Here is a 14,540-nt window from a genome sequence, read left to right as displayed (position 1 = left end):
GTCACTTGTCCTTCTTCTTGTACATGGCGAGCATGCGCTGGGTGACCAGGAAGCCGCCGAAGATGTTGACCGAGACCAGCACCAGCGCGACGAAGCCGAAGCCCGCGGCGAGGCCGGAAGCGGCAATGCCGACGGCGAGCAGCGCGCCGACGACGATCACGGAAGAGATTGCGTTGGTGACGGCCATCAGCGGCGTGTGCAGCGCCGGCGTCACCGACCACACGACATAATAGCCGACGAAGATCGCCAGCACGAAGATGGCGAAACGGAAAACGAAAGGATCGATGGCGCCGCCCGAGAGCGCATGCGCCGCGTTGCCTGCCGCCTCGCCGGCGGGTGCGTTGGCGAGATCCTGCACGGCAAGGCGAACGGCGGCGGTCGCCTGATCGAGCTGATCGAGGGCTTTCTGCAAGGCGTCCATTATGCGGTCCCCCTAGGCTTGGCTGCGGCCTTCTTCTTTGCCGCCGGCTTCGCGTCGGTGGCATCGGCAACCATGGTCGTCGCCGGAATGGCCGCCGGTTCGGTGCGCGGCTCTTGCGCCGCCTTGGCGAAGTTCGGATGCACGACCTTGCCGGCGTCTGTCAGCATCGTCGCCTTGACCAATTCGTCGTCGCGCTTGATCGAAAGCTGCTTGGTCGTCTTGTCGACCATGGTCTCGAGGAAGGCGTAGAGGTTCTTGGCATAGAGCAGCGAGGCCGAGGCCGCGACACGGCCCGGCACGTTGAGATGGCCGACGATCTTGACGCCGTTCCCGGTCGTCACGACCTTGCCGGGCACCGCGCCCTCGACATTGCCGCCGCGCTCTACCGCAAGATCGACGATCACCGAGCCGGGCTTCATCGAGGCGACCATGGCCGCCGAGACCAGCTTCGGCGCCGGGCGGCCGGGGATCAGTGCCGTGGTGATGACGATGTCCTGCTTGGCGATGTGCTCGGCTGTCAGCGCCGCCTGCTTGGCCTGGTATTCCTTCGACATCTCCTTGGCGTAGCCGCCGGCGGTCTCGGCCGCCTTGAACTCCTCGTCCTCGACCGCCAGGAACTTCGCGCCGAGCGACTGCACCTGCTCCTTCACTGCCGGACGCACGTCGGTGGCGGTGACGACGGCGCCGAGACGGCGCGCGGTGGCGATGGCCTGCAGGCCGGCGACGCCGACGCCCATGATGAAGGTCTTGGCCGCCGGCACAGTGCCCGCCGCGGTCATCATCATCGGCAGCGCGCGGTCATATTCGGCGGCCGCGTCGATCACCGCCTGGTAGCCGGCAAGGTTGGCCTGCGAGGACAAGACGTCCATCGACTGCGCGCGGGTGATGCGCGGCATGAACTCCATGGAAAACGCCGTGATGCCAGCCTTGGCCATCGCCGCGACGGCGGCGTCGTTGCCATATGGATCCATGATGGCGATGACAGTGGCGCCGGATTTGTAGCCCTTCAGCTCCGCATCGATCGGCCGGCGCACTTTCAGCACGACATCGGCCTTCTTGGCGTCAGCCGCTGTGCCGATCGCGCCGCCGGCGGCGGCAAAATCCTGGTCGGGGATGCGGGAGCCGAGGCCGGCGCCCTTCTCGACGATCACGTCGAGGCCGAGACCCGCCAGGCGCTTGACCGTCTCCGGCGAGGCTGCGACGCGCGGCTCGTTCGGGTCGACCTCACGAGGGATGAATATGATTTGTCCCACCGGACGATCCTTTCGGCTGGAACCTTGATTGCGCAAGGCGTCGGCCGGACGTCCGGCGACGTCGAGGGCAATGGGCTGGGAAGTCTACCGCAGAATGAGAGTGCCGACGGCCATGATCAGGATGAACAGGATGGTCGCCGAGAAGAAGCCGCCGACAAAGAAGCCGAAGGCCATTGCGATAAGGATGGCGGCGCAGAACAGCGAGCCGTATTTGGCAAGACCGAGGAAGCCCTTGTAGGTACGGTCATGCTCGGCATAGTCCATCTGCGCGCCAAGCTCGACAGGACCGGTCGGCGAGTGATCAGCCATGGAAGTACCCCTTCGAAAATGCCTTTGAGGCACATAGCGAAAAGCCGAACCAAGAGCAATGGCGCTATTGCCGCACAGCCGGTGACAACAGCCTCAAATGAAAGTTGAAATTGGATGGCGTGCTTTCGTCCGCGCGGCCGACGTGGGATTTCAGCTGGCGAGATGGGGAAAAAGGCCGAGCAGGCCGACGACGATCAGGTAGAGCGCCACGATGTAATTGAGGAGCCGCGGCATCACCAGGATCAGCACGCCGGCGATCAGCGAGATCAGCGGCGTCAGCGCGAGCGAATGGATGGTCATGCAGAAACCTTTCCTTTGACAGGCGATCGCCCGTCAGACGGGCTGCGGACCGGATAACGGCTCAACCGGCGAAAGGTTCATGGCCTGGCGTCAGGCAGCGGTGCGATAGTATTTCGCCGTCGGCAGAATGGTGAGGGGCGTCAGCCGGTTGATAGCCGGATTACCGAACATCAGCCGCTGCTCCATCGGCGTCGAATTGTAGAACGGGAACCGCTCGAGCGTGCGGCGCATATTCTCGCCGGCAGGGATTTCGAACAGCGCGATCGGAGCAAGAACGCCCGGGAACTGCTTGGCTTCGCTCCTCTGCACGGCATTGAAGAACCGGGCATAGAAATGAGAATGCTCGACCTTGACCGGGGTCAACACCGAGTCCTGGCCAAAATAATTGGAGGCCACCATGGCGATCCGGAGCGTCAGGAAAGGCAGAACGCCGGGCGCCGGCGCGGCATCGGGATCGGTTGCGAAGCGGGTGCCGTCGATGAAGGTTTCCCCCCGGGCGAGCCGCGGAAGCAACACTTCCGGATAGGCGTCAATTGAAGGTGAGTATGGCTGTTCACTGGAAATATAGTGAAAGCGCAATGTGCTGACCAATTCGCCATAACAATAGACGCCGAAGCGGTAGGAATTGGGCAGATTATCCCAACGATCCTCGAACATCCCACTGGCGATCGGACCGCACATGCCTGATTTGAGATAGGACTGATAGCGAAGCCGGTAGATCGCTTCCAGATCTTCGCCCCCGGTAATGAGGCGATATTCGACATGCTCCAGGAGTTGCATCATCGTTCGGTTGAGCAGGGAATCAGCCTTTGAGCTGACGCCAGCCGACGCACCCTTAGCCGCAGCTTCCATTATTGTCCGTCCTCGAATTCCGCCTGTGAACAGGCTATTCGAGTTGAAATGAGACACAAGCTGAAAATTCGAGATTGCTGATTTACCATCTGTTAACCTTAATGACCGCGCTCTTTTGGTCGATCTTTGCACAAGAAAAGAGCAAGGTTCGGCTCTGGCGGTTCACACGGCCTAGAGTCAGGTTGCCAAGATCACTTCGAACTCAGAGCTTGAAAACGCCGAGGCGAGGCGAGTTTAGACTACGCTGGAGCGGTCAGCGTTCTTGAGAACGCGTAACCGCAACGCCGGAGAGCCCTTTGCGCTTTTCTTGGAAACTCTTCTTTTGATCGACGCAATTAGGGACGGGAGGCTACGGCAAAGCGCCGAGCCTAACCACTTCACACTTTTCCTGGAATTGCTTCTTAGCTGGCTGTCCTTTTGCCGGCGATGTGCAGGTCCGCGGCAAATGGCCATGTGACGCTCGACATCGTCTCGATGCCCGACGCGCTGAGTGCGGCGCCGAAGAGAAAGCCCTGCACGAAGTCCGGCTTGACCAGATGGACCAGCGTCTTCAACTGCTCGAAGGTCTCGACCCCTTCGATGGTGACGGAAAGCCTCAACGTCCGCGACAGGCTGACGATGCCTTTCAGAAGATCGAGCGACTGCCGGTTCTGGTTGATATCAGCCAGGAAAGAACGGTCGATCTTGATCTTGTCGAGCGGCAGCTTGTGGAGATAGCTCAGGCTGGAGTAGCCGGTGCCGAAATCGTCAAGCGCGATATGCACGCCGAGCGCCTTCAGTTCCTCGATCGACTCGCGCGTCAGCGACTTGTCGTCGAGCAAGGCGGTCTCGGTGACCTCGATTTCGAGCCGGTGCGCCGCGAGGCCCGATTTGACCAGGGCGTCCGCAACCTTCTGGACGATGTCGCGACTGCGGAAATCCTTGGCTGAGAGGTTGACCGACACGCTGGTCTGGGCCGGCCATTTGGCGCACTCGGCGCAGGCGGCCTCCAGCACGAACGTGCTGATGTCGGAAACGATGCCCATCTCCTCGGCTAAAGGGATGAAGACGCTGGGCGAGATCGGGCCGAGATCGGGATGATCCCAGCGGCAGAGCGCCTCGCAACTGGCAATGCGCATGGTGTTCACAGCCACGATCGGCTGATAGACAACACGCAATTCTCTGGCCTGCACGGCATTGCGCAGATCGGCCTTCATCAGCTGGCGATTGCGGAAGGCGGCGTCCATGGCCGCCTCGAACAGCCGCCAGCTGTTCTTGCCGAGCTCCTTGGCCTTGTAGAGGGCAAGGTCGGCCTTGACGATCATGGCGTCGACGTCGTTGTCCTTGACCTTGGACAGCACCGCGCCGCCGCTGGCCTGGATGCGCAAGCCGTGGCCGGCGACGTCCACTTCGCCCTGCAGGTCCGCGAAGATGCGGTCGAGCAGGGTGCTGAGATGACTCTCGTCCTCGACACGGTCGAAGAAGATCATGAACTCGTCGCCGCCGAAGCGGCTGACCGTGATGCCCGGTCCGGCAATCGCCGCGAGACGCTCGGCCACGGCGTAGATCAGCCCGTCGCCGACGGGATGGCCGAGGGTGTCGTTGACGCTCTTGAAGTCGTCGAGATCGAGCACCGCGAGACCGCAGAGCCGGTCCTGGTCGCCGGAGGCCATGGCCTCGCCGACCAGTTCGTGGAAATAGGCGCGGTTCGGCAGGCCGGTCAGATTGTCGTAGCGCGCCATGAAGCGGATTTTTTCCTCCGCCTCGACGCGGGCCGTCACGTCCTCGAAGGTGATGACGCCCAGTTCCTGGCTGCCTTCGCGGGCGGAGAATTCGTAGTGCTGGCCGTTGGCCAAGGAGACCAGCACCTTGCGGTCGCGGCCTTCGCGCAAGGCGCGCGTCAGCTGCGCCTCGATGTAGCGGCAGTCTTTCGGCGCCAGCATCCCCCCGGCGACGCCGCGCATCAAAAGACCGTGGATCGAGCGTCCAAGCAAGGCATCGCCCGATTTCAGCGACATCAGGCGGGCGGCTTCGGCATTGGCCACCGCGACGCGCCCGTCGGGCCCCAGCATGACCAGGCCATGCGACATGGTGTTGAGCGCGCGATCGAACCGGCGCGTCAGGTTCCTGGCCTGCTTGTGGCCGATGACGGCGGAGAACAGCACGTTGCGGACATGATCGGCGCTGTTGATGGTGATGAAGGTCAGCGGGATGATCATCAGGCCCAGCAGCACCGACGGGAAATCCATGCGCAGCAGAAGTCCGAGCGCCGCGGGACCGATGAAGGTCACGGAGAATATCCGCACCATCTGCGGAGAGCCGTAGTTGCGGCCGACAACCGTGACCAGGGTCGCGATCGTCAGCGATGTGGCGGCCAGCTCGGCGAAGGGGTCGGGATAGACATAGATCGATATGAAGCAGAGCGAACCCAGGCCCAGGCCCTGCAGGCTGCCCTTTAGGATGTAGTTGCGCTCCCACCACTGGGCCTCTTCGACATCGGCTATGGTGCCACCCGCCTTCAGGAAGGCGCGAATGCCGAAATAACGGAAAAGGCTGATGGAGAGCAGACCGAAAGAAAAGGCCAGGAACAGCGGATTGTGCGTCCGCCAATAGATCATGAATCCGAGGATCCAGTAGCAAACGCCACCGATCACCAGCATGTGCGCGTTGTCGAACAACGACCGCACAAACTGGATATAAACATCCGCCGGGATGTTCTCGGTCTTTGTTCTACCCATGCCGTTGGCCCAACACTACGCCTTGTCATGCCACACCCGCCTTAAGAAAGGCTTAGAACGGCGCTCGGCCACGGTTGCGCAGGGTTGCGCTACGAGAGGCAGAACCGGGAAATTCGGGAGTTTTGGCGTGGCGTCAACCGGCCTTCGCGGTCATTCCGCTGCCCGAAGCGCAGACTCCGCGGGGGCTTGGTTCAAACGCTCGATCAGCCGCGCCCGCTCGCCCGCTGCCTTGTCGGCGCTGGCCTGCCGGACATGGCCGTAGCCCCGGATAAGCGCCGGCACGGAGGCAAGAGCCGTCGCGGCTTCCACCCTGCCCGGCGCCAGCGCGCCGGCGATCAGGTCGAGATCTGCCTCATACTGCCTCAACGACTGCCGCTCGGTGCGCCGCTCGGCGGTGTAGCCGAAGAGGTCGAAGGCGGTCCCGCGCAGGCCCTTCATCGCCGCCAGCAGCCGGAAACCCTTCATCATCCACGGGCCGAAGCTCGATTTCCGCGGCTTGCCGTCATTGCCGCGCCGGCCGAGGATCGGCGGCGCGAGATGGAACTCGAGCTTCTCGTAGCTCTGGAACTGCTTGGCGAGGTCGGCGGCGAAAGTGCCGTCGGTGTAGAGCCGCGCCACTTCGTACTCGTCCTTGATCGCCATCAGCTTGAAGAGGTTCCTGGCGACCGCTTCGGTCACCGCGGTCGAGCCGGGCACGGCCTTGGCTTCGGCGGCGCGCAACGTTGCCACGCGGTCGGCGTAGCGCCTGGCGTAGGCGGCATTCTGATAGGCGGTGAGGAAAGCGACGCGGCGGGCAATGACGTCGTCCAGCGTCTCGGCCGGTTTTGACGCCGGCTTGCCGGTCTGGGCGACCAGGCCACGCACGAAATCGGGCTGATGCGCGGCGCGGCGGCCCCAGCGGAAAGCAGCGACGTTCATCGCCACCGCTTCGCCGTTCAATTCTATCGCCTTTTCAACCGCTTCGGCCGAAAGCGGCAGGCCGCCATGCTGAAAAGCGAAGCCGAGCATGAACATGTTGGCGCCGAGCGAATTGCCGAACAGCGCGGTCGCGGTGTGGGTTGCGTCGAAGAAATGCGCCTTGTCGTCGCCGGCAACAGCCCGGATCGCCTTCTTCAGACGCTCGACCGGCAGCGAGAAATCGGCGGAACGGGTGAATTCGCCGGGCATGATCTCGGCGGTGTTGGCAAGGAAGATCGTGTGGCCCTCGCGCACCGCGCCCAGCACCTTCTTGGCGCCGGAGACGACGAGGTCGCAGCCGAGCACGAGGTCGGCCTTGCCGGCCGAAACGCGAATGGCGTGGATGTCCTCGGGCGTCGGGGCGATGCGGACATGGGTGAAGACCGAACCGCCCTTCTGGGCGAGGCCGGCCATGTCGATCATGCCGCAGCCCTTGCCTTCCAGATGCGCGGCCATGCCGAGCACCGCGCCGACGGTGACGACGCCGGTGCCGCCGACCCCGTCGATGATCGCCGCCCAGCCCTGGTTGCCCATGCGGAACTCGGCCGGCGCGGGCACGCCATCCAGCGGATCGGCCCTGCCGGCAATGCCTTCCGCCTTCCTGATCTTGCCGCCATGCACGGTGACGAAGGACGGGCAGAAACCGTTGATGCAGGAAAAATCCTTGTTGCAGCTCGACTGGTCGATCCGGCGCTTGCGGCCGAATTCGGTCTCGACCGGCTGGATGGAGACGCAGTTCGACTGCACGCCGCAATCGCCGCAGCCTTCGCAGACCAGTTCGTTGATGAAGACGCGCTTGTCGGGATCTGGGAAGGTGCCGCGCTTGCGGCGCCGGCGCTTCTCGGCGGCGCAGGTCTGATCGTAGATGAGAACGGAAACGCCTTTGAGCCCACGCAACTCGCGCTGGACGAGGTCGAGGTCGTCGCGGTGATGGATGCTGATGCCGGCCGGGAAATCGGCCTTGCCGGCATATTTGTCCGGCTCGTCGGTGACGACGGCGATGCGGTCGACGCCCTCCGCGCGCACCTGCCTGGCGATCATGTCGACGGTCAGGCCGCCCTCATGCGGCTGGCCGCCGGTCATCGCCACCGCGTCGTTGTAGAGGATCTTGTAGGTGATGTTGGCGTCGGAGGACAGCGCGAAGCGGATCGCCAGCACGCCGGAATGGTTGTAGGTGCCGTCGCCGAGATTCTGGAAGATGTGGTCGCGCTTGGAAAAAGGCGCCTGGCCGACCCATTGCGCGCCCTCGCCGCCCATGGCGGTGAAGCCGACGGTGTTTCTGTCCATCCACAGCGCCATGAAATGGCAGCCGATGCCGGCGGCAGCCAACGAGCCGTCCGGCACCTTGGTCGAGGAATTGTGCGGGCAGCCCGAGCAGAAGAAAGGCGTGCGCGAGCCGATATCGGCGGTGTCGGCGAGCATCGCCTGGAACTGGCGCAGCTTCGCCACCCGCGCGGCGATTTCTTCCGACGGGCCGATGGTGCGCAGGATCCGCTCGCCGAGCGCGATGGCGATCTCGTTCGGATCGAGCGCGCCCTTGGCGGGGAACAGCCAGTCGCCGCGCTCGTCCTTCTTGCCGATGATTACCGGCTGCGTGGCGGTGCCGTAGAGGTTCTCGCGCAGTTGCACCTCGATCAGCGATCGCTTTTCCTCGACGACGACGATGGTGTCGAGGCCGCGCGCGAACTCGGCGATGTGCTGGAAGTCGAGCGGCCATGGGCAACCGACCTTGAACAGGCGGATGCCGATACGGTTGGCGGCCGCTTCATCGATGCCGATATCCTCGAGCGCCTGGCGGACGTCGAGATAGCTCTTGCCGATGGTGATGACGCCGAGCTTGGGATTGCGGCCGCCGGAATAGATGGCGCGGTTGAGACCATTGGCCTGGATGAAGGCGGAAGCGGCGGCGCGCTTGTATTCATGCAGCCGCTCTTCCTGGCCGAGCATGTCGATCTCGTGGCGGATGTTCAGGCCGCCCGGCGGCATTTCGAACTCGGGAATGACGATGCCCAGACGCTCGATCGAGGCGTCGACAGACGCCGTCGATTCGATGTTGTCCTTGACGCATTTGATCGCCGCCCAGGTGCCGGCGAAGCGCGACATGGCAAAGCCGTAGAGGCCGTAGTCGATGATCTCCTGGACGCCGGCCGGGTTGAGGATCGGCACCATCGTGTCGACGAAGAGGAACTCGGTGGCGTGCGCGTTGGTGGAGGACTCGGCCATATGGTCGTCGCCCATCAGGGCGAGCACGCCGCCATTTCTCGACGAGCCGGCAAGATTGGCGTGGCGGAAGACGTCGCCGGAACGGTCGACGCCGGGTCCCTTGCCGTACCAGACCGAAAAGACGCCGTCATGCGTGCCCTCGCCCAGCAATTCGGTCTGCTGCGAACCCCAGCAGGCGGTGGCGGCGAGTTCCTCGTTGAGGCCGGGCTGGAAGACGATGTCGGCTCCGGCGAGTTGTTTTTTCGCCCGCCATAGCTGCATGTCGAGGCCGCCGAGCGGCGAGCCGCGATAGCCGGAGACGAAGCCCGCCGTGTTGAGGCCGGCGCGGCGGTCGCGCTCGCGCTGCATCAGAAGCATGCGCACCACCGCCTGCGCGCCGGACAGGAAGACGCGCTCCTTGCCAAGGTCGAACTTGTCGTCGAGCGCGACGTCGTGCAGCGTCATCAGGTATTTCCTCTGCGGAGGCTGCCTCAAATCAGGCAGCCAACGTCGGGGCGGGACGCCGCAGTCTTTCTTCCCTTGCGGGAGAGGTCAAACAAAATCGCTGAGGCCAAATAACACGCAACAAACGGTCTGGCGAGTGGCCCGCGGCGCATACAAGATCATGCTAACCGCCTTGTGAAGAACAAAAATTTCGCGACAGACTCGTTTTGTTTAGACGCAATTCCGGACGGGAGGCTACGGCGAAGTCGCCGAGCCCGACCGTTTCACACTTTTCCTGGAATTACTCTGACGCCTGCGTTTCAGGTCGCTTTCGAGCAATCCGGCTTCTGGTCCTCGGGCAGCTTGCCGTCGGGATGGCCGGCAAGGTCCGGGTTGAGCTCGTATTTCGGTCCGATCACCAGCGGCCGGTCCGGCAGCATCGTCTGGTCCTCCGATGAGGTCATGGTGGTGTCGATGCTCTGCAGCAATGTGCCGCTCGCATCCTCGATGCGGATCGAGACGCTGTAGGGCTTGTCCTTGACCACGCAGGTGAGCGGCGGGCTGGTCAGCGTGATGTGGGGCAGCTTCGGCCAGATCTTCTGGTTGACGATGAGCGGGTCGCCGCCGGCCGGGTTCTGGAAGCTCACCACCGCGACCTGGCCGTCGACCATCGGGCGCAGCGGCTTCAGCGTGATGACATAGGTGGCGATGGCCAGCCGGTAATTGAACTCGAACAGCTTGCCGGAGATGGCAAACAGCTGGTCCTTGCCGGTGTCGCGGCAGGCGCCGAGCGCGACTGCGGCGATCACGGCGGCGCCGACCAAAACCGAACGCGACAATTTCCTAAACATTGCTGACCTCCCTCGCCGCTGTGCGGCGGCGGTAATGGCGGTTTGCCTTCTGGCGGTTGCCGCAAACGGCCATGTCGCACCATAGGCGGCTGGCGTTGCGGCTGCGGTCGACGAACAGCCAGCTGCAATTGGGACAGATCCTCAGCCTCGCCACCGTTTCGTCGCGCAAAAGCGACAGCGCGGAGACGGCCAAAGCCGCCTCGAAGGCGATCGGCGTTTGCGGATCGCCGAATGGCTGGCCCGGCGTCCCGATCTCGGTCTCGCTGCCGGCCAGGCCGCCGGCGCAGGCCGTGAGGAAATCCGGCAGGTGGCTGGTCGCGAGCGCGCCGTTCGACACCGCATGACGAAACAGGCGATCGGTCGCTTCGCGGATCGAGATGACGGTTGGCTTTATCTCGCCCGGTTCGGGCGCCCGCAGCCGCCTGCCGCCGAGCTCGGTGGCGCGAAAGCCGCTTGCCGCCTCGGCGAAGCGGGCGATCTCGGCCGGGTCGTCGAAACGGTCGAAGGACTTTTGCGGATCGTTGCGCAGCACGACGGTGTTCGCCGTATCGAGCGCAAGGATGCCGCCGGTGAAGCGGTGCGGGGTCCAGGATACCGTCATGACAGAAATCTAACCGATAAAACGCATTTGACAAGTTAGATTCTGAATGCGACGGTCCGGCAGGGTCGCGTCATACGACCTGTGGGATGCCGCATGCTCTATTTCTACCAGCAGGTGCTGAACGGGCTGCATTCGGGCGCGCTCTATGCGCTGCTCGCCTTCGGCTATGTGCTGACCAACGGCATCCTGCATCGCACCAACCTGGCTTACGGCGCGCTGTTCGCCTTCTGCGGCCAGACGATGATCCTGACCGCCGCCTTCGGCTACCAGGCGCTGTGGCTGACGCTTGCCGCCGCGGTGGCGCTCGGCGTGATCGCGGCCATTCTCTATGCGGCGCTGATCAGCCATATCCTGTCGCGCAGCGTTTTCGAACGGCTCGCCGACCGCTCGCCCAACGCAATCGTGGTGACGACGCTCGGCATCTTGATCTTCCTGTCGGAGGCGAGCCGCATCGCCGCCGACACGCATGACCTGTGGCTGCCGCCGATGCTCGCCGCCCCCGTCATTTTCGCCCAAGGCGACGGCTTCAAGGTCACGCTCACCGTCATCCAGTTGCTCGACTGCGCAGGTGTCGTAGCATTGGTGGCGCTGGCGGCCTGGCTGTTTTCCCACTCCAGCTTTGGCCGTTCATGGCGCGCCGTATCCGACGATCCGAAAGCGGCGGCGATGTGCGGTGTCGATGTGCGCGCCGTGTTCCGCCGCGCCGTGCTGTTCGGCGGCTTCTGCGCCGCCTTGGCCGGCGTGCTTGCCGGTCTCTATTACGGCAATGTCTCCTTCGGCACCGGGCTGATCTACGGCCTCAAGATCCTGTTCGTGACGGCGGTCGGCGGCTATCTGTCGCCGCTCAAGGCGGCGCTTGGCGCCGCGGCCTTCGGCATGGCGGAATCGCTCTGGGCCGGCTATTTCCCGCTCGAATGGCGCGACGCCTGGATCTATCTCTTCCTCGTCGCCATGCTGGTGCTGATCGGCGCCGGGCGCGACCAGACCAAGATCGCCTGAACCACCCAGTTTCGTCGCCCCAGACTTTCCTTGCCCAAGCCTTTCGTTGCCCAAGACTTTCGTTGCATGACGTATCGTCACGTGGCGGTATTCCGCCGCTGTCCGGCGTGCCGATCCGTTTGCCGCGACTTTGTCATGTTGACCAACCGGACCACGCACTGCATACCGTTGGGCCAAGCGGCGCGACACCGGAGGGGGAATCGGGCGCGCTGTCGGTATCAGGGAGGATATGCATGGCAGGGCTGCTCGCTCTATCCAGGACGATCGACCGCATCAACGAGTTCATCGGCCGCTGGGTCTCCTGGCTGATCCTGCTCGCGATCCTGGTGAGCGCCGGCAACGCCGTTATCCGCAAGGTGTTCGACATCTCCTCCAACGCGTGGCTCGAGCTGCAGTGGTACCTGTTCGGCGCCGCCTTCATGCTGGCCGCCGCCTACACGCTGAAGCAGAACGACCATATCCGCATCGACATTGTCTACGGCATGTGGTCACGCCGCGTGCAGCACTGGATCGACCTGCTTGGCCACCTGTTCTTCCTGATGCCCTTCGTGGTGCTGATGGTGATCTATTTCGTGCCTTATGTGTCGCTGTCCATCCACAGCGGCGAGATGTCGACCAATGCCGGCGGGCTCATCGTGTGGCCGGCGAAGGCCATCCTGCTCGTCGGTTTCTTCCTGCTGGCGCTGCAAGGGGTTTCCGAGATCATCAAGAAGATCGCCATCATGCGCGGCGACATGGACGACCCCAATCCCTTCGTTTCGGCGCATGACCAGGCCAAGCTCGAGGCGGAGGCGCTGGCCGAGGAAGCCAAGGCGATCGCGGGCGAGGCCCGCCCATGATCGAGTTCATCGCGCAGAACATGGCGCCGATCATGTTCGCCTCGCTGATCATCTTCCTGCTGATCGGCTACCCCGTCGCCTTCTCGCTCGCCGCCAACGGCCTGCTGTTCTTCTTCATCGGCGTGCTGGTCTCGCCCTATTCAGGCGGGTCGATCAACCTTGCCTGGCCGCTGCTGCATGCGCTGCCGGACAATTTCTACGGCACCAGGGTGATGTCCAACGACACGCTCTTGGCGATACCCTTCTTCACCTTCATGGGCATCGTGCTCGAACGCTCCGGCATGGCCGAGGACCTGCTCGACACGATCGGCCAGCTGTTCGGGCCGATCCGCGGCGGGCTCGCCTATGCGGTGATCTTCGTCGGCGCGCTGCTTGCCGCAACGACCGGCGTGGTGGCGGCTTCCGTCATCGCCATGGGACTGATCTCGCTGCCGATCATGCTGCGCTACGGCTATGACCGGCGACTGGCGTCAGGCGTCATCGCCGCCTCCGGCACGCTCGCCCAGATCATCCCGCCCTCGCTGGTGCTGATCGTGCTTGCCGACCAGCTTGGTCGCTCGGTCGGCGACATGTATGCCGGTGCCTTGATCCCCGGCCTCGTGCTGACCGGCATCTACATGCTCTACATCCTGATCATGTCGATCGTCCGGCCGAACGCGATGCCGGCGCTGCCGCTCGAAGCACGTACGCTCGGCCACGGCGTGATCTCGCTGATCGTGGCACTGCTGGTCGCAGTCGCGATTTCCTATGCGGCCTATCGCTATCTCGCGCCGGCGCATGGCGACAATGCCGATATTCTCGGCGCCGCCATTGGCGTGATCGTCATCTACATCGTGGCGATCCTCGACCAGCGCCTCCACATCCACATGATGTCGAAGCTGGCACAGCAGGTGATCATTGTGCTGATCCCGCCGCTGGCGCTGATCTTCCTGGTGCTCGGCACCATCTTCCTCGGCATCGCCACGCCGACCGAGGGCGGCGCCATGGGCTCAGTCGGAGCCTTGATCATGGCAGCGGCCAAGGGCAGGCTCTCGCTCGACGTCATCAAGCAAGCGCTGGCCTCGACGACCCGGCTTTCCGCCTTCGTGCTGTTCATCCTGATCGGCGCACGCGTCTTTTCGCTCACCTTCTACGGCGTCAACGGCCATATCTGGGTCGAGCATCTGTTGACCTCGCTGCCGGGCGGAGAGACCGGCTTCCTGATCGGCGTCAACATCCTGGTCTTCGTGCTTGCCTTCTTCCTCGATTTCTTCGAGCTCGCCTTCATCATCGTGCCACTGCTGGCGCCCGCCGCGGACAAGCTCGGCATCGACCTGATCTGGTTCGGCGTGCTGCTCGGCGTCAACATGCAGACGAGCTTCATGCATCCGCCCTTCGGCTTCGCGCTGTTCTACCTGCGTTCGGTCGCGGCCCGCGTGCCTTATCTGGACCGGTTAACCGGCAAGCAGGTTGCGCCGGTCACCACCGGGCAGATCTATTGGGGCGCAGTGCCGTTCGTCCTGATCCAGGTGATCATGATCGGGCTCACCATCGCCTTCCCGCAAATGGTGATGCGCTACAAAGGTGCTGCGGTCGAACCCAGCACGATCGACATCAAGCTGCCGGACATGCCTTCGCTGTCGCCGCTCGGCACGCCGCCGGCGGACAAGGGCGCGGCTCCGGCCAATGGCGCCGCCCCGGCAGCACCCGGCACGCCCGACCTGTCGCAGCCGCCGAGCTTCGGTGACGCGCCGGCCAAACCCGCGCCGGCGCCTGACCTCTCGCAGCCGCCCAAATTCAACTGAGGTGAACAGCC

The 14,540-nt window shown here is 63.8% G+C and carries 12 protein-coding genes; 3 read left to right on the top strand and 9 right to left on the bottom strand.

Translation table 11 applies throughout. The annotated features are described in order from the left end of the window. Nucleotide 1 precedes the first annotated feature (1 nt). From RFM52_RS02210 to RFM52_RS02170, 9 genes are all read right to left on the bottom strand, one after another. Nucleotides 2-421, bottom strand: coding sequence for an NAD(P) transhydrogenase subunit alpha part 2 (locus RFM52_RS02210; protein WP_320294210.1), 420 nt, complete (start codon nucleotides 419-421; stop codon nucleotides 2-4). Next, on the bottom strand, nucleotides 421-1,674 hold the full coding sequence (locus RFM52_RS02205; protein WP_320294209.1) for a Re/Si-specific NAD(P)(+) transhydrogenase subunit alpha: 1,254 nt from the start codon (nucleotides 1,672-1,674) through the stop codon (nucleotides 421-423). The genes RFM52_RS02210 and RFM52_RS02205 overlap by 1 nt, the downstream gene beginning before the upstream one ends. 84 nt (nucleotides 1,675-1,758) lie before the next feature. Then, nucleotides 1,759-1,983: an aa3-type cytochrome c oxidase subunit IV gene (locus RFM52_RS02200; RefSeq protein ID WP_320294208.1), complete on the bottom strand. Its 225-nt coding sequence runs from the start codon at nucleotides 1,981-1,983 to the stop codon at nucleotides 1,759-1,761. A gap of 150 nt (nucleotides 1,984-2,133) precedes the next feature. Then, nucleotides 2,134-2,283: a DUF3096 domain-containing protein gene (locus RFM52_RS02195; RefSeq protein WP_127866594.1), complete on the bottom strand. Its 150-nt coding sequence runs from the start codon at nucleotides 2,281-2,283 to the stop codon at nucleotides 2,134-2,136. Nucleotides 2,284-2,373: 90 nt separating this feature from the next. After that, nucleotides 2,374-3,192: an N-acyl amino acid synthase FeeM domain-containing protein gene (locus tag RFM52_RS02190; protein WP_320294207.1), complete on the bottom strand. Its 819-nt coding sequence runs from the start codon at nucleotides 3,190-3,192 to the stop codon at nucleotides 2,374-2,376. Nucleotides 3,193-3,536: 344 nt separating this feature from the next. After that, nucleotides 3,537-5,852, bottom strand: coding sequence for a putative bifunctional diguanylate cyclase/phosphodiesterase (locus RFM52_RS02185; protein WP_320294206.1), 2,316 nt, complete (start codon nucleotides 5,850-5,852; stop codon nucleotides 3,537-3,539). A gap of 150 nt (nucleotides 5,853-6,002) precedes the next feature. After that, entirely contained in the window at nucleotides 6,003-9,476 is a 3,474-nt protein-coding gene (locus tag RFM52_RS02180; RefSeq protein WP_320327828.1) for an indolepyruvate ferredoxin oxidoreductase family protein, read from the bottom strand. 299 nt (nucleotides 9,477-9,775) lie between these two features. Continuing rightward, the gene (locus RFM52_RS02175) at nucleotides 9,776-10,306 is read right to left on the bottom strand and encodes a hypothetical protein (protein ID WP_320294204.1); all 531 of its coding nucleotides are present in this window, start codon (nucleotides 10,304-10,306) and stop codon (nucleotides 9,776-9,778) included. Then, complete coding sequence (locus RFM52_RS02170) at nucleotides 10,299-10,907, bottom strand: CGNR zinc finger domain-containing protein (RefSeq protein WP_320294203.1); 609 nt, start codon at nucleotides 10,905-10,907, stop codon at nucleotides 10,299-10,301. Before RFM52_RS02170 ends, RFM52_RS02175 begins: the two co-directional genes overlap by 8 nt. Nucleotides 10,908-11,000: 93 nt before the next feature. Between RFM52_RS02170 and RFM52_RS02165 the strand changes: the two genes are divergently transcribed. From RFM52_RS02165 to RFM52_RS02155, 3 genes are all read left to right on the top strand, one after another. Beyond that, a complete protein-coding gene (locus RFM52_RS02165; RefSeq protein WP_320294202.1) occupies nucleotides 11,001-11,906 on the top strand; it encodes a branched-chain amino acid ABC transporter permease in 906 nt (301 codons plus the stop codon). Nucleotides 11,907-12,139: 233 nt separating this feature from the next. Next, on the top strand, nucleotides 12,140-12,745 hold the full coding sequence (locus RFM52_RS02160) for a TRAP transporter small permease subunit (RefSeq protein ID WP_320294201.1): 606 nt from the start codon (nucleotides 12,140-12,142) through the stop codon (nucleotides 12,743-12,745). Then, complete coding sequence (locus RFM52_RS02155; RefSeq protein WP_320294200.1) at nucleotides 12,742-14,529, top strand: TRAP transporter large permease; 1,788 nt, start codon at nucleotides 12,742-12,744, stop codon at nucleotides 14,527-14,529. The genes RFM52_RS02160 and RFM52_RS02155 overlap by 4 nt, the downstream gene beginning before the upstream one ends. Nucleotides 14,530-14,540 lie beyond the last annotated feature (11 nt).

Origin of the sequence: Mesorhizobium humile (assembly GCF_033977215.1) — a bacterium.
Classification (GTDB): Bacteria; Pseudomonadota; Alphaproteobacteria; order Rhizobiales; family Rhizobiaceae; genus Mesorhizobium; species Mesorhizobium humile.
This window is presented reverse-complemented; position numbering and strand designations above follow the sequence as displayed.

What these genes read in the sequence shown, in the direction of transcription:
- RFM52_RS02170 (WP_320294203.1), bottom strand. Translation starts at nt 10,907, where the DNA reads ATGACGGTATCCTGGACCCCGCACCGCTTCACCGGCGGCATCCTTGCG.
- RFM52_RS02195 (WP_127866594.1), bottom strand. Translation starts at nt 2,283, where the DNA reads ATGACCATCCATTCGCTCGCGCTGACGCCGCTGATCTCGCTGATCGCC.
- RFM52_RS02165 (WP_320294202.1), top strand. Translation starts at nt 11,001, where the DNA reads ATGCTCTATTTCTACCAGCAGGTGCTGAACGGGCTGCATTCGGGCGCG.
- RFM52_RS02175 (WP_320294204.1), bottom strand. Translation starts at nt 10,306, where the DNA reads ATGTTTAGGAAATTGTCGCGTTCGGTTTTGGTCGGCGCCGCCGTGATC.
- RFM52_RS02160 (WP_320294201.1), top strand. Translation starts at nt 12,140, where the DNA reads ATGGCAGGGCTGCTCGCTCTATCCAGGACGATCGACCGCATCAACGAG.
- RFM52_RS02155 (WP_320294200.1), top strand. Translation starts at nt 12,742, where the DNA reads ATGATCGAGTTCATCGCGCAGAACATGGCGCCGATCATGTTCGCCTCG.
- RFM52_RS02200 (WP_320294208.1), bottom strand. Translation starts at nt 1,983, where the DNA reads ATGGCTGATCACTCGCCGACCGGTCCTGTCGAGCTTGGCGCGCAGATG.
- RFM52_RS02210 (WP_320294210.1), bottom strand. Translation starts at nt 421, where the DNA reads ATGGACGCCTTGCAGAAAGCCCTCGATCAGCTCGATCAGGCGACCGCC.
- RFM52_RS02180 (WP_320327828.1), bottom strand. Translation starts at nt 9,476, where the DNA reads ATGACGCTGCACGACGTCGCGCTCGACGACAAGTTCGACCTTGGCAAG.
- RFM52_RS02185 (WP_320294206.1), bottom strand. Translation starts at nt 5,852, where the DNA reads ATGGGTAGAACAAAGACCGAGAACATCCCGGCGGATGTTTATATCCAG.